This window comes from Streptomyces sp. NPDC054834, from assembly GCF_053611185.1.
Window position 1 is genome coordinate 1 of sequence record NZ_JBSGZV010000068.1, and the last position, 14,497, is coordinate 14,497.

Here is a 14,497-nt window from a genome sequence, read left to right on the forward strand (position 1 = left end):
CCCGCTGGAACAGCTCCCACAATTCGTCTGGCACCATGCGCTCGACCATCACCACGCGGTGCAGAATACCCAGCGCTCCAAATGAGACGGCGTCTAAGTACGCCCACACCGTTACCAAGGACCTCAGCCCTCTCCTGGACCGGCTCACTGTCGGGCGGCCGGTCCCGTACCGAATCGCCGCCAACCCCGTCGTTCAGTACGGCACCCTCATGGACCGGAAGAAGGCCCAGGAGCGATTGGGCCTGGACCGGCTACCCTCCGCCCGCCGTGTCCTGTCCGGCAACGCCGCAGACGACTGGTGGTACACCCGCGCCGCCCGCAGCGGCTTGGACGTTCACACCGTCGTCCGGAACAGCAATACGTCCAACGACGTCACCCGCCCTAGCGGCACAGGCCGTACCAGGCACCGGCACGCCATCACCGTGTTCGAAGGAGACGCCACGATCACAGACCCTGAAGCACTACGCGTCGCGATCCTCACCGGCATCGGACACGCACGCGCCTTCGGTGCCGGCCTCCTCAGCCTCGCTCCCGCGTAAAGCAGTAGTCGGATGCCGACCCTTTTCCGGCTGCCGCACCTGACGGGGCGAAGGGTCTACGTTGCGCGGGACGTGGGGGTGGTCCGGCGTCGGTCATCCGGTCGGCGATGTGCTGGCCCCAGTGGGACCCCTCCGACGTCGAGGGCGAGGACCTGCGTCAGGGCAGCGTCGGACCGCTGACGGTCCAGTACTGGATCAACCGCGCGCACGAGCACCTGTACGTCCTGGACATCGTCTGGGCGGGGTAACCGTGCTGTTCGGCCTGAGCTCGGCTATGTCCGCCGCATCCCCGAACGCGGATAGCGCCTCCATCCGTTTGGGGAGAGGTGGCAACCCGAGCGGGCGTCATCACCGTTGCGCGCTCAGGCCACCGACGTCACAGGACATCGAAGACGGTTACGCTCCTGTCCTCGGGGTCGACGGGCCCGGTCCATGAACGCTCATTCGGGGGCTCCTCGGCCTTCCTGTTGGCCTCCCACGCCTTCTTCTTCATGGCCTGGAGATCATCCGCCTTTGCCGCGCGCAGGCCCGATTCGATGACGAAGTGCCGCGCCCAGTCGTAGTCGTCGGATGTCACCTCCTCCAGGTCCTTTCCGACGGTGTAGCTCTTGCGGCCGTTTCCGAAGGTGTGCACCTTGGGAGTCAGGATGTGGAAGCGAGCCATGCTCGGATAGTCGATGCCGAGACTGATGGCCATCAGCGTGTTCTGGGTAATTTCCATGAAGCTGCCGAGCTTCTTGAGCCGCTGGAGACGAGTGCCCCCGCCCTCCACGCGAGGCTCATCGAAAGGCGACAGCTTCTCGCCGAAGTTGAAGGCTGACCATCTGGTTGACCCTTCACCGCGCTGGTAGTTGGTGAGCAGCGCCTCGAACGCCAGACTGAGGCCGGCCATGGCTTGGACGTAGTCGCCGATGTCGGCATGCGTTTGCGCATCGCGCAGCAACTGCTTGACCTCATGCTGAGTCAGCAGGTCGACCATGTCGACGGTATCGAGCTCGATGCCGAAGATCTTGGGGGTGACTGTGGTGAAGAAGTCGACAACGGTCTCACGGGCCTGCTCGATCTGATGCGCAGACGGGAAGGTTCCGTTGTGCTTGAGAGCGACGCGGGCGTCGTTGAGGCGCTTCATCTGATCTTTTTTGGGGAGCTCAAAGACCGGCTTGATCGCTTCCCAATAGCTGAGGAACTCCGCGTTCTTCTTCAGCTCTACGCCCAGATGCTGCGCAGCAAGGCCGATGAAGTTTTCCACCGCGTCGTGGAAGGAGGTGATCGCCCGGGAGCGCAGTGGCGAAGGCTGCCCACTCTGCTCGACCCCCTCGCGGTACAGGTACCGGACATACGCGAGCCGCTGAACTGTCAGCGGATCAAGAGGCTGCGCCATTACAACTCCAGTGGATCGTCATGTCATTGAGAGTGTGACGGCATGCGGATCTTGCCGCACCAAGATTTGTATGCGACGTGCACGGCCCAATCGTCCAACCACAGTCACGGCCACATACCGCCCACCTGGTACTCCACCGTGAGCGCCGCGACGGCCACCCCCAAGACGTCCCCGCCCATCATCGGGACCACCGCTGTGGGAACAGTGGCAACCGCCCTCACCGGCCAACGCCACTCCAGAGGCACCGGCCCCCGAGCCGCCGCCCGCCGCGCTCCCAGCGCCGGACGACGCCGTCGTCGGGCTGCGCACAGCCCAGCAGGAGCACCTGCCGCAGCTCACGCTTGCTGCGCTGCGCTGGGCTCGCGCCAATGACCCGGACTTCCCGGCGTCGGTCGACAAGCGGGGCGCCGAACTCCTCTACCGCGTCGGTGACCTCAAGCGCTGGGCGCGCAACCGTTCCCGCGGCGCCATCGGCCCCACCGACCCCTCCTGATCCGATCCGGGCACGCAACGAGCCCGGGGCCTCCGCACGACAACCCCGGGGCCCGGATTGAGCTCTTCCGCGCCCCGCAACAGCCGGACAGAGGGTTGCACCGTGGCGGATGCTTCAGACGGTAGTACCCCAAGCCGGAAGCGGCACTTCGCGTAGTACGGTCCGGCTGACCTGCGCGAAGGCCGTACGCCGCGGCCCAAGGCCGGCGAGCACGGCGAGCTTGTCGGCGGCGAGCTCCGCGCGCCTGCTCTACCTCGCCGTCGACCACCACGGTCGGGCGGCCTTGCTCGGATTCCGGTCTGCGAGAGCGGTCCACGACAACTGCTTCTCACCTCCTGCTGGCGTCCTGTCAGGGGTGTCGGCTGTTGGCCAGTCGGCTGATGACGGCTGCCTGGGCCTTGACTTTGTTCTTGATGGCGGCAAGGGCTGAGCGGTTCTCTGTGATGGCCGCCTTTTGGTAGTCGGATTCGACGGCGTACCAGACGCCGGCGAGATTGGTGTCTTTCTTGCATGCGGTGTCGGCCACGGCACGGGAGATCTCTTCAGCACTCGGCGCGGGGGAGCGGATCGAGGCCAGGCCGGCGGTGACCTGAAGAGGGGACCGCACCTCATAGCCGTGTGACTTCATGCAAGAAGCCCAGGCGTGGAATACGGTGGTCACCCGGGAGTCATGCATCGAGTCCGCGAAACTCTTCCGCTTGATCCGCGATACCAGCCCGCCCGGCTCGGATCCTGGGCCCTGCGGGCTGGCGGAGGAACTTTCCAGCCGGCGGTACGCCTCGCCTGCACAGCCCCCCGGCGGCACCGTGCGCTCACCGGAGGGTGTCTGTACGACCTTGTGTGCTGTGGACGCGGCACCCAGCAGGACAAGTCTGGCGGCCGGTGGGTAGTCCATGAGTTTCTTGCCGGTTGCGGTCGCTCCGCGGGAGCGGGTACTGGGAGTCTGACGTGGTCGGTGGTAACCCCACGTGCGAGCCTCGGCATCGTCCGTCAGGCCGTACCTGCGATAGAGGATCGTATAGCCCAGCACGGCCGTGCTGTTGCGCCCGGGCAGCGGGGCCACGGGATAGTCGAAGCCGAAACGCTGCATGCAGTCGCCGAGCAGCAAGTGGCTCAGGTGGTCGTACTCGACGGTCTCGTATGGGGTCAGCATGTACGTTTCGACGGGAAGGTGAAGCCTGGCGGTGTCGAAGACCACGGGCGTAGCGGTGGGTGGCTCGTAACGGTGTTCCTGGGACGCCGAGCAGGCGCTGAGGACTCCCAGGGCGACCAGTGCGGCCGGCACTGTCTTCCAGCCGAGGCCAGGGGCACGTGTCACAGCAACTCCCTGAGGTGTAGGTAGAAGCGGTAGCGGTGGGGTGCCGCGTCAGCGCGGCACCCCACCGGTCGAGATCAGCCCTCGCCCCTGCCGGGGCAGTAGGTCGAGTCCCAGACCGCGATCGAGGCCTCGTCGTTGCTTAGCTGGCCCAGATTGCCGCCCCTCCAGTGGCTCAGGACGTCGTAGTTCCCGCTGGTGAACTGGTAGTTGTTGAAGTTGGGATACTCCCAGATCCCGACATTGCAGTCGGAGGCATCCTCGGCAGATTCGGCGTTGTTGCGGATGACCTGACCGCTCCCCGCGCCGTCGTTGCTCGGGAAGCGGTAGTTGCCGAGGTCATGGACGTTGGCATCAGCGTGCGGGTAACCCCAGCCGGCCCCCTGAGCGCCCGTGTAGTAGTACAGGCAGAACCAGTTGACGGTGTTGCAACGCTTCGTCGGCCAGCTGGAGATGTTCACTCCTCCAGCGTGCGCGGGAAACGCCGACATACCGAGGGCCAGGATTGCCGCACCGGAGACGCCGATGCGCGCAGCCTGCTTCTTCCACTCCACGTGATGGTCCTTCCTGGTCGAGGTGTACGAGTGGCCACGCACCAGGGTTTCGAGGCGACGCGTTGTTGCGCACCCCCGTTCCATGACGTGCAACAAAATCCGCAAGGAGCTTCGGCCTTCGGTGGATTGACCGAAAGTCGCAGGTCAGCATGCTTGTAGCGGCTTGACGGCCATGCGTAGGTTGAGGCTCGCCAGGTTGTACTGACCGGGGGAGGCGAGGCGGGGATGGGCCGTCGTGAACGCCAACTGGATCCTGCGGCGGGTCCGGTTCAGTCGTTCGCTTTCGAGCTGCGCAAGCTGCGTCGGAAGCGGGGGCTCTGACTTACCGGGCCATGGCACAGCGCGCGGGCTATTCGGTGGCGACGCTGTCGCGGGCGGCGTCGGGGGAGCGGTTGCCGTCCCTGGCGGTGGTACTGGCGTATGCGCGAGCTTGCGGTGTGGATGCCTCAGAGTGGGAACAACGCTGGCATGCGGCGGCCAGGGGAGTGGCCGCCGAGCCGCAGTACGGCGACGATACGCAGGCCCCCTACCGTGGGCTGGCCCGCTTCGAACCCGCCGACGCTGAGCTGTTCTTCGGCCGGGATGAGTTGGTGGCTCAGCTTGCCGAGCGAGTGTATGTCCACCGTCTGGTCGCTGTCGTCGGGGCTTCCGGGAGCGGCAAGTCCTCTCTGCTGAGGGCAGGGCTTCGGCGCCGTCAACGAACTCGGTGATCTCTTCACATTCCACCGCACCGCTTTCAGCGAGGCAGCCCTGAAGAAGGGCGATCAGCTGACGTCACCGAAGGATCCCAGCGCGGTGCGCATGATCCGGCCGCGTGACATAGGCAGGGACGGCACCATCGCCACGCCGTCGGAGGAAACCGTGTGGGCGAGCATCCCTGCAGATCTGCAACTCGCCCCGGGAGACCTGGTGATCCTCCGCCTCATCGCCCCGGTCACGATGCCCCCGCACGGCTTCTTCACTGCCGAGGTCACCTACGAGCACCTCCCCGCCGCCGCATCTGACAATGTGGTGGTCCTGCGGCCCGCCAAGCCGCTCTCTAGGCCACGGGCCCCCTGATCACCATGTTCCTGCGCACCCCGCTTGCCCTGACACTGGCCGGACCACGACTGGCCAACGCCACCATGGAAGCACTGTTCAAGCTGCCAGTTCCGCAGCCCGACGAGGCACTGACCAAGGCCCTCGACGAACTGACGGCCGCCAAGCGGCAGTTCAAACGATGGGAACAGGAGGCGGACTCGGTGATCGAATTCGTCTTCCTGGAGAAGACCGCGGCCCGGGCACGCGCCCGCATCATCGACTCCGGCCGCGCACTGCGTCTACGCGTCGAAGCAGCCTCACTGCTCGACGATCTCGGCCACAGCGTCCGCACCCGCTTCCCCTATCCGGTCGCCTACCGCTGGCGTGAGACCGAGGCCCGGATCAGTGCCGGCGACGCCCAGGCCGCCTGCGCCGCGATCCTGGATACCGCCGAGGAACTGCTGTGCTACGTCGCCCAGCTCGTCCTCGCCCTCACCCACGCGAGGCAGATCACCTTGGGCTCCGTGGCAGCAATCCGGGACAAGCTCGCCGGCGGGCGCAGCGGCCCGGGCTTCGGCGACTGGGCGAACGTACTCAACGAAGCCGCGACCAGCCGGCACCTGAACGACCTTCCCGACGCCTATCCCCTGCACGACATCCGGAGGCTGCTGGCGCACAAGGACGCCGAGAGGGCCCGCCAAGCCCTGAGCGAAATGGTGAGGTACGCAGACGGCCCTGGTGCCGCCCCACGGGGGGAGGGCGGCACCAGGGCCGATCTACGGATAACCGTAGCGCTGAAGTGCTGGTCAGGGGCGGCGAAGCGGCAAGCCGGGCTGTTCGCGTGAGGCGGGGACTTCGCGGGCGTACGACACGAGGTCGGGCACCGGCCTGCCGGTGGGCTGGGTGACGACGATGACCCGGCCGTCGTCCAGGCGGGCGGCGAGCGCCTCGTACGGACTGTCCGGCACCGCCTGCCGGTATGGCACCGTGCCCGGCCGCCGGGTGATCGCCCCGCAGGTGACGTGTCCGGTGAAGGTGGAGCGGCTGCCGATATCGGTGGGCCGGTCGAGGGCGTCCAGGAGGCCGCCGAGCTGCTCGCGCTCCTGAGGGTGGCGAGCGAGGTAGGTCTCGACGGTGGTGCGGATGTGGTCGTGCGACAACGGCATGGGGCTACCTCAGAGGGGCGTGGAGCGGAACGAGTCGAGGCGGGGCGGTCGTTCGTGTCAGCTCAGCCGCATCCCCTCCGCAGGGACCTCCTCGATGGCGGCGGTGCGAGCGGTGGGCAGGCCCCATCGCTCTCGTGCCGTCTCCACCGCGAGTTGGGCTTGCCGCGCTCCTGGCGGGCCCCATCCCAGCAGGGCGGCGGCCTGGGCGGGGGTGGCGAGCAGGCGGGCGAAGGGGTGGCCGGTGGCGGGGTCGACGGCCGCCGGCCCGATGGCGGTGACCCGGGCGGCCAGGCGGAGCCGGGCGTTGGGCCCCACGCCACCGTAGACCTCGCCGGTCTCGTCCAGCACCCAGCCAAGTCGCACCGGATCGGCCAGGGTGAGCTGGGCTTCCTCGGCGGCTTCGCGGTGCAGGGTGACCTCGGGCGTCGCGTCGGTCGTTTCCACGGTGCCTCCGGGCAGCATCGGCAGCGCGCCCCGCGGGCCGGGGTCGGCCACGAGGACGACCCGGCCGTCGGGGACGAAGCACCACGCCCAGGCTTGCTGCACGGGGAGCCGCTCGGGGACGGGGCCGCGGTGGAGAGGGCTGTCCCACAAGGGCCGGTAGCGTACGTGGACGTCATGGCGGTCCAGCGCCGGGACGCCGAGGATGTGTCGGCCGTCGGCGAGGTGAGCGGTGGCGGTGTTCCCGAGCCGGGCTCGGTAGGCGGCGAGCATGATCTGCCCGTCCACGGGGCGCAGCCGCTGCACCGCGTCCCGGGTCTCCAGGAAGGAGTACTCGGACAGTTCCTCGCGCGGCAGGCGGATCGCCGCTACCTGGTCGGGGGTGAGGGTCCCCCCGTCGAAGACGAACCGGACTTCTCCGGGGCAGTGCGTGCCGGGCTGAAGGTCGGGGTGGTGCGGGGAGAAGGAGTGGACGGCGAGCACAGCCGACAGAGGCAGGTCTGCCAGGCCCAGTTCCTCGGTGATCTCGCGCCGGCAGGTGATGTGCGGGTGTTCGCCGGGTTCGACGACGCCTCCGGGCAGCAGCCACGAGTCGTCCTTGCGGTAGGTGGGGTGCACCAGCAGGACCCGGCCGACCTGGTCGGTGATGATCGCGGCGGCGCCGAGCCATGCCGCATGCCGGGATGCGGCGTACTGCGCTGCGGGCAGAGCGGCACGCGGTGTGACGTGATCCGAAGGGGAGACGGGAGAGGCCACGCAGTTCTGCCTTCCGAGAAGGTGGACGGGCGAGTGTGCAGCGAGGACCGGCGAGCGGTGGTCAGGGGGCACCGTCGTTCATCCGGCGCTGCCGCCTTCAGGGGCGGTGAGCAGGGCAGTGCTGCTGGGAACGATCGGCCAGTCAACGGTGATACGGGTGTGCTTCTTGGCGAACACGTGCGGTTCGTGGTCCGCGCCCGCCGGGGCACAGCCGGCTGCCGGGCGGGCGGTGATGAGCGGGCAGCGGGGCCGCGGTGATTGCGCTGCCAGTGCTTGACCTGCTCGGCCATCTCCTGCGCGGCGAGATGTCCTTGGTCGCCATAGCCGTGGACGATGAATTCGTACAGGCCCTTGCCGTCGCCCCCGTCGCCGATGCGTTCGGTGGCCAGCCGGGCGAGGGAGGACCCGCGGACGATCGCGGCGCCGGGCCAATGGCGGGGCGGCGGGTTCAGGACTCCGTTGTCGCCGTCGGGGTCGACCTCCAGGCGGCAGAAGCCGGGTAGGGCGCCGGCGAGGTAGAGGGTGAGGAGGTCGAAGGGTTCCTGACCGCGGACGGTGATATCGGTGTGGGTGACGGTCGGCTCGTGGGCGAGGGCTGGGGCGAGTTGGTCGACGGGCAGCGGGGTGCCGTCTTCCCAGGACAGGTGGACGCCGGTGCCCGGGACGGTGCGGCGGTTCGTCTGCCAGGCGCCGTCGCCCTGCATGGCGACGAAGCCGCAGACGATGAGCGGCTCGTCGCTGTGCCGTGCCCTCATCTTTGGTGAAGCCGATGGCCCAGTGGTAGCCGTGCAGACGCAACGGTGCGATGAGACGGCCGCCTTCGGCCAGGGCGTCGATCCAGGGCAGGTCCCAGGTGTCGACGGTGACCACGACGGCGTCGAAGCCGCCGTCCGGAACCACACCGGTGGGCAGGTGCTCGGCGTCGGCGGTGACGACGCGGACGTGGTCGTATCCGTTCTCGGTGAGGAAGCGGGTGGTTCGGTCGGTGACAGCGGGGTCGATGTCGAGGGTGGTGACGTGGCCGGCCGGGCCGACGAGTTCGGCCATGAGGGCGGCGTTGTAGCCGCCGGAGCCGATCTCGAGCACACGGTGGCCAGGCCGCATGCGTGTGGCTTCGAGCATGTCGTCTTGCAGCCACGGCGCGGAGACGGAGCTGATCACCCGGCCGTCGGGCGCGTGGCGGGTGGGGATGATGTCGTTGGCGTACGCGGCTTCCGCAGCGACGTCGGGAGCGAAGACGTGCCGGGGCACGGTGCGGAAGGCGCGCTCGACAGCGGCGGTGCGGATGTGGTTGTCGGCGCGGAGTTGCTCGACGAGCTGGTGGCGAAGCTCGCTCGCGTCGCTGACTTCGGTAGCCGGTGGAGTCGTCACGGCATTCCTTCCGGGGCTGGTTGGGCGGGTTCGGACGTGGATCGAAGGGAGCATCGGGAGCGGCCCGGTGTCTCTGCCTGGCAAAACGGTGGCCTCGCGCGGGCGGGGTGATCAGGGGGTATCGCCGCTCATCCGGCGCTGCAGCTCCCACAGCGTCCGGAAGAGACCTGGCTCCTGGGTGAGCTGGGCGTAGGTGCCCTCCTGGACAATCCGCCCTTCGTCCAGGACCACGATCCGGTCGGCGACGGCCACGTTGGTGAGCCGGTGCGTGATCAGCAGGATGGCGCGGTCCTTGGCCAGTTCCTGTAGGCCGGCGAAAATCCGGTGCTCTGCGCGGGCGTCGAGGGCGGCCGTGGGTTCATCCATCACCAGCAGTGCCACCTGCCGGTGGAAGGCGCGGGTGAGGACCAGGCGCTGCCACTGCCCGCCGGAGAGCTGCTGCCCGCCGAACCACTCGCTGGTCAGGAGGGTGTTCAGGCCGGAGCGGAGTCCCGGCAGCATCTCCGAGGCGCCGGACGCCTCGCACGCGGCGAGCAGGGCCGCGTCGCTGGTGTCGCCCTGCCCGAAGGTGATGTTGTCGCGCATCGTCAGCGGCAGGTAGGTGAATTTCTGCGGGACCAGCGCGACGTGCTCCCATGCCCCCCACGGGTCCAGGTCCGCTGTTGAGGTGTGGTCCCAGGCCACGTCGCCTTCGGTGGGCAGCAGCAGCCCGCACAGCAGGCGGGAGAGGGTCGTCTTACCGGAGCCGTTCTCCCCGACCAGCGCCACGATCTCGCCGCGCCGCACGTGCAGGGAGACGCCGCTCAGGCTGTCCTTCGGGGCGCCGTCGTAGCGGTAGGTGACGTCGCGGACCTCGAAGCGCTCCGGGGCCGCGAGTACCGGCGCGGTTCCGCGGGAGTCAGTCATGGCCTGGCCGTGGGCGTTGTCGAGGAAGTTCTGCCAGTCCTGCACGTACCAACCGGTGCGCACCAGGCGGGCCCCGCCGTTGATGATGCCGCGCACCGAGCCGGTGGCGGTCTGGAGGGCGAAGACGGCGCCGCCGCCGGCCGCCAGGCTCATCCGACCGGAGGCCAGGAGCCACAGCAGCGCCGCCCACACCGCGGTCGAGGCGATCCCGCCGGCCACGGCTCCCGCCAGTCCCATCCAGGCACCGGTGTTTGCGGCCTTGCGTTCGGCCGCGTTGACCGAGGCGGCCAGCTTCCGATAGCGGCCGATCAGGAAAGGACCGGCCAGGCAGGCGCGCATCTCCTCGCTGGATTCCATGTAGGCCATGTGCCAGCGCAGTTTGCCCAGCATCCGGCGCCGCCCGGAGGTCTCCAGGGCGGCGAGGTAGAGCACGCGTGCGGAGCGGATGTAGGCGGCGGCTTGCGGCAGGCACGCGAGGAAGAGAAGGGGAAGGAGCAGTGGGTGCAGGACGGTCAGGACGGTGGCGCCGGCCGTGAGCGTGGCGGTCGCCGCAAGGACGTCCTGCGCTTCTTCGACGAGGTCGGGGGTGACCTGGGCGCCGCGGTCGGCGATGTCGTAGGCGTCGTTGTAGCCGGGCTTGTTGTTGGCGGCGAGTTCCGCGCCGAGCGCGGCCTCGATCATCGTCAGCTCCGCGGCCCGGCCGAGCACCGGGCGCAGACGGCCGGTCAGCCAGACGACGGTGATGCCCAACAGCGCGCGCAGGCCGGTGGCGGCGGCGATCACGGCCAGCTGCGGGGCGGCGTCCCGCAGCCGCTCGGTGATGTCGCCCGAGGAGATCAGCGCGGTGATCGTGCCCGTGACGGCCAGGAGGCCAAGGGCCGCGAGGACGCCGGTCCCGATCTGGCACACCAGCAGGCCGATGGTCGCGCCGCGGTCCACGCGTCAGGCCATCTGCACTGAGCGCCGCACAAGTGAGGGAAGGCGCCGCGCCATGGTGCGGGAGGTCAGCAGGGAGCCGGCCTGGAGCCGTGACTCGTCGCGGTAGAGGTATTCCTCCTCTCGAACACTGGCCTCCTGCGGTTCTTGGTCCGGCGCGCTCCCCTTGGGCGGTTGCGGCGGCTGGTCCTGCGTAATGGCCGAGGTCATCGTTCCCCCTAGGACGGTCGCTGCGGCAGAGTCGTGAGGTCTAACGACGCGGCTGCGATATCGAACACACGTCATTCGGTCGTGCTGGGGAGCCCGCTATTTCCTGCGTCAGCGGACCCCGCGGGCGCGGGATCCCCGGTCTGGCCTGGAGCGGCTGTGGGCAGGAAATGGCCGAAACGCCGACACCGCCAAACAGCGTGGGCAGTACGGCGGGGCATCCCGGGTCCTCTCGCTCCTAGCGGGGATCTGGTTCGGCCTGCAGCAGCCTTTCCAGCTCTGTCTGGGCGCGGCCGACCGCGCCCGTCAGAGCCTCGTGGTGGTGGGCGGACAGGACGTCGGATCCCAGTCCGGCCGCGGCGATCACCGCGTGGAGCGCGTCTGTCGCCCGGTTGTCCAGGGCGGACGCGGTGACGGGGTGGTGCAGTGCGTCTCGTGCGGCGTAGGCGTCGAGTCGGGCGACGCTGACGAGGGAGTCGAGTACGCGGGCGGCATGACGTCCGGTGCGGTCCAGTTCCAGGGCTGACAGGCCCGTCCGGGTCTGGAAGGCGGCGGTCGGCGGATCGGGGTGGGCAAGGAGCTGGACGGCTTCTTCCATGGTGCGGTCGAGGTCGGGTTCGGGGACGGGGGCGTCTGCGGGCCGGCAGTGGGCGTGCAGGAGGAGGGCGATGGCTCTCTCCCAGGCCTCTGCGGGCTGGGTGGTGTCGATCAGGTCGCGGGCTTGCTGGTCCAGGCCCTGCTCCATCAGGGCCATGATCTTGATCTGGCGGCCGTCGAGGAGCCGGTGGCCGATGCCGCGGTGCTGGGCCATGGCGTCGGCGGCCTCGGTCCACCGCCCGATGCGGGCGAGGGCGCGGGCGCCGTCTACGAGCAGGGTGACGTACAGCTCCTGGCACACCGTGCGGTGGTCCTCGTCCGTGCCGGTCAGAGCAGACAGGTCGACCGAGCGGCCGTCGATGTCGGTCTTGTTCCGATGTCGGGCAGCCTCGTTGAGGCAGTACAACAAGCCGTAAGCGAGTTCACCGTGGCCGGCGCGAGTCTGCAGCCGGGAGAGGTTGACGAGCGGCATCAGCGACATGACGGCGACCCGTCCGCTGAGGCGTCCGGCGTTGGCGAAGACCTGGTGCTGGCGCCAGCACAGATCCTCGGCTAGGTCGGGCAGGCCGACGTCGGAGGCGATGAGCGCGGCGTAGTTGAGGACCCCGCAGGCGCGGGCCACCAGGTCGTGGTGGCTCGTACCTGCGGGCGCGACGGTCAGCCCGGTGAGGTGGTTGATGCGCTCCTCCAAGGGGAGAGCGGGTGCCTTGGTGCGGCGGACCAGGGGGATGCGGCTGGCTATCGCGGGGATCATGGGCTCAGCCCTTGCGCGCCCAGTCGACGACCAGTCGGCTGTAGGGCTTGTCGACGACGAAGCGCGGGTCGTCCGCCGTCAGCCGGTCACGGGAGTCGGCGACGGCCATCCGGAAGCCCGGTTCGGGGGCGTCGTTGCCGCCGGTCGCGTCCCAGGCGCGGATTTCGCTCACGACGCGCTCGGCGAGGTCGGCGCCGCCCTCGCCGTGGCCGATCACGCCGACCTCCCAGTACCGGCCCTGCTCGTCCTCGCCCTCCCGGATGGTCAGGTACGCCAGCGACCCGCCGTCGAGGGCGGCCATGGAACCCCACCCGAAGTGTGGGGTGAACCCGGGGCGCTGCCCCGGCAGCCGGGACAGTCCGTTGGGCAGTACGCAGGCCAGGTACAGGTACAGCCACTCCCACGCCGAGCCCTGCCGGAACTTCACCCCGGTGTAGATCTTGGTCTGTTGCTCGTCGAGGACGGAGCGCAGGGCCTCGCGGTCGACGTCCTGCTCGCTGAACGTCTCCAGGCGCACGTTGCCCTCGCCGGCCATCGGCACGAGGGTGTACACGTCGTCGCAGACGCCCTTGCGCAGCGGGATGAAGGTGGCCATCTCGCAGGAGACGGTCTTCCACGTGTCTCCGTCGCGTTCGAAGGCGAAGGAGCGGGAGATGCTGCCGCGGATGCGCATCGGCAGGACCAGGCGCCCGCCGGGGACGAGCTGGTCAAGGATCTTCACGGGGACGTCGCCAGCGCCGACGGTGAAGATGATCCGGTCGTAGGGGGCGTGCTCGGGCAGCCCGGCCGCGCCGTCAGCCATCACCGCGGTGGCGTTGTCGACACCGGCTTGGGCGAGGTGCTTGCTCGCGCCGGCGACGAGGTCCTGGTCGACGTCGAGGGTCCACACCTGCCCGCCGGGGGAGACGATCTTGCCGAGGAGAGCGGCGTTGTAGCCGGTGGCGGCTCCGGCTTCCAGGACCTTGTGACCGGGCTGGGCGCCGAGCTGTTCGAGCTGGGTGGCGACGATGGACGGCGCGGAGATGCAGGAGATCATCTCCCCGTGCTCGTCGTGCTTGATCGGGACCGCGTCCTCCTTGTACGCGCTCTCCAGGTCGACGCCGGGCAGGAACGCGTGCCGGTCGGTGGTACGGAACGCGTCGATGGCCGCCTTGCTGTGCAGGTGGCCGCTGTCGACGAGCCGCTGGGCGAGAGCTTCGCGCAGCTGGTTGGGTTCGGTTACGGGTGTCAACGGGGTCTCCATTTGAGGGAGGCTAAGGTCCGCGGATACGGACTTGCGGGTAGACACGTCAGCTCCTTCTCCGGTGGAGAAGGCGACGTGACGGCCGAGCCACGCGGTGGCGGCCTGCACATCGGCAGGCACGCCCGCGCGGTTGAACGCGAAGATCGCATGATGGGCGATGACGCCCCGGATTCCACGTATCAGTCGGCCGTCGGCGGTGAGCTGGCGCAGGCGGCGGCCAGCGTCCTCGAACGCGGCGACGCGCTCGACCCAGCCCGCCTCCGGCTCCGGGCGCAGGGCCGCGTCCGCGTTCATCAGTCGCCGCATCGCGGAGACGGCTTTCTCCAGCGCGGGCCCCTGTGGCGGGGTGACGGGGGGCCGTAGGGCGGCCCACCGGGCCCATACGTCTCCGGTTTCGAACGGGTCCAGTCCCGCCTCGCGGATCAAGGCGGACAGCAGCATCACGCTGCGCTCGCGGGTACCGGGAGTGCCGGTCTCGGCAAGAGCGGCCGGGCTGTCGGCGCAGAACACGTCGTGCGCGACTTCCATGCCCTCGGCACCGCCGAAGGCGTGGGTCTCCGGCTCGTAGATCCCGCCCGTCCAGCTGGTGATGGCGCGGTCGGCGACGAGCTGGTCGAGCACGTCGGTGGCGGGCTGTTCGGTGCGCAGGCGCACGCCGGCGTCTTTACGTAGGAAGTGGAAGCGGCGTCCGGACAGTGCGGTCGCCAGGGCCCGGGCGGCGTCCGTGTGCGGGTCGGGGAAGGCCACGGAGGCGTGCCACCACGACGTGTCCGGGGGGATCGGCAGGTTCTCGTCGTCGAAGGTCATAGGCAGAAACT

General features: G+C 69.1%; 12 protein-coding genes and 2 pseudogenes. 5 read left to right on the forward strand and 9 right to left on the reverse strand.

What is annotated here, in order from left to right; genetic code table 11:
• The first annotated feature begins 35 nt into the window (after nucleotides 1-35).
• Together ACWGJM_RS44995 and ACWGJM_RS45000 are read left to right on the forward strand one after the other, a co-directional pair.
• Entirely contained in the window at nucleotides 36-539 is a 504-nt protein-coding gene (locus tag ACWGJM_RS44995; RefSeq protein ID WP_453417611.1) for a type I-E CRISPR-associated protein Cas6/Cse3/CasE, read from the forward strand.
• Between the two features lie 107 nt (nucleotides 540-646).
• Nucleotides 647-787, forward strand: coding sequence for a hypothetical protein (locus ACWGJM_RS45000; protein WP_453417582.1), 141 nt, complete (start codon nucleotides 647-649; stop codon nucleotides 785-787).
• A 128-nt stretch (nucleotides 788-915) separates the two neighbouring features.
• On the opposite strand, the gene ACWGJM_RS45005 is transcribed toward ACWGJM_RS45000, so the two are convergent.
• The 3 genes from ACWGJM_RS45005 to ACWGJM_RS45015 all read right to left on the reverse strand — a co-directional run bounded on the left by ACWGJM_RS45005 (nucleotide 916) and on the right by ACWGJM_RS45015 (nucleotide 4,282).
• Nucleotides 916-1,920 (reverse strand): hypothetical protein, encoded by a 1,005-nt coding sequence (locus tag ACWGJM_RS45005; RefSeq protein WP_453417583.1) that lies wholly within the window; start codon nucleotides 1,918-1,920, stop codon nucleotides 916-918.
• An 842-nt stretch (nucleotides 1,921-2,762) separates the two neighbouring features.
• On the reverse strand, nucleotides 2,763-3,611 hold the full coding sequence (locus ACWGJM_RS45010) for a hypothetical protein (RefSeq protein ID WP_453417584.1): 849 nt from the start codon (nucleotides 3,609-3,611) through the stop codon (nucleotides 2,763-2,765).
• A gap of 194 nt (nucleotides 3,612-3,805) precedes the next feature.
• Nucleotides 3,806-4,282 carry a hypothetical protein gene (locus ACWGJM_RS45015; RefSeq protein WP_453417585.1) on the reverse strand — a complete coding sequence of 159 codons (477 nt, stop codon included), beginning with the start codon at nucleotides 4,280-4,282 and terminating at the stop codon, nucleotides 3,806-3,808.
• A 225-nt stretch (nucleotides 4,283-4,507) separates the two neighbouring features.
• On the opposite strand from ACWGJM_RS45015, the pseudogene ACWGJM_RS45020 reads away from it, so the two are divergent.
• The 3 genes and pseudogenes from ACWGJM_RS45020 to ACWGJM_RS45030 form a co-directional block, all read left to right on the forward strand.
• Nucleotides 4,508-4,968: pseudogene (locus ACWGJM_RS45020) on the forward strand (nSTAND1 domain-containing NTPase); the annotation flags it as partial.
• 109 nt (nucleotides 4,969-5,077) lie between these two features.
• Nucleotides 5,078-5,341 (forward strand): hypothetical protein, encoded by a 264-nt coding sequence (locus ACWGJM_RS45025; protein ID WP_453417586.1) that lies wholly within the window; start codon nucleotides 5,078-5,080, stop codon nucleotides 5,339-5,341.
• A gap of 5 nt (nucleotides 5,342-5,346) precedes the next feature.
• Nucleotides 5,347-6,147, forward strand: a complete 801-nt coding sequence (locus tag ACWGJM_RS45030; protein ID WP_453417587.1) for a hypothetical protein — start codon at nucleotides 5,347-5,349, stop codon at nucleotides 6,145-6,147.
• Here the strand turns inward: ACWGJM_RS45030 and ACWGJM_RS45035 are convergent.
• The 6 genes and pseudogenes from ACWGJM_RS45035 to fxlM form a co-directional block, all read right to left on the reverse strand.
• Complete coding sequence (locus ACWGJM_RS45035; protein ID WP_453417588.1) at nucleotides 6,109-6,468, reverse strand: hypothetical protein; 360 nt, start codon at nucleotides 6,466-6,468, stop codon at nucleotides 6,109-6,111. The genes ACWGJM_RS45030 and ACWGJM_RS45035 overlap by 39 nt on opposite strands.
• 57 nt (nucleotides 6,469-6,525) lie before the next feature.
• Nucleotides 6,526-7,665, reverse strand: a complete 1,140-nt coding sequence (locus ACWGJM_RS45040) for an NUDIX hydrolase (protein WP_453417589.1) — start codon at nucleotides 7,663-7,665, stop codon at nucleotides 6,526-6,528.
• Nucleotides 7,666-7,743: 78 nt separating this feature from the next.
• Entirely contained in the window at nucleotides 7,744-9,090 is a 1,347-nt protein-coding gene (locus ACWGJM_RS45045; RefSeq protein WP_453417590.1) for a methyltransferase domain-containing protein, read from the reverse strand.
• Nucleotides 9,091-9,147: 57 nt separating this feature from the next.
• Nucleotides 9,148-11,088 (reverse strand): annotated as a pseudogene (locus tag ACWGJM_RS45050) (ATP-binding cassette domain-containing protein).
• 235 nt (nucleotides 11,089-11,323) lie between these two features.
• A complete protein-coding gene (locus ACWGJM_RS45055; RefSeq protein ID WP_453417591.1) occupies nucleotides 11,324-12,436 on the reverse strand; it encodes a hypothetical protein in 1,113 nt (370 codons plus the stop codon).
• A gap of 4 nt (nucleotides 12,437-12,440) precedes the next feature.
• Nucleotides 12,441-14,486, reverse strand: coding sequence for a methyltransferase, FxLD system (fxlM, locus tag ACWGJM_RS45060; protein WP_453417592.1), 2,046 nt, complete (start codon nucleotides 14,484-14,486; stop codon nucleotides 12,441-12,443).
• Nucleotides 14,487-14,497 lie beyond the last annotated feature (11 nt).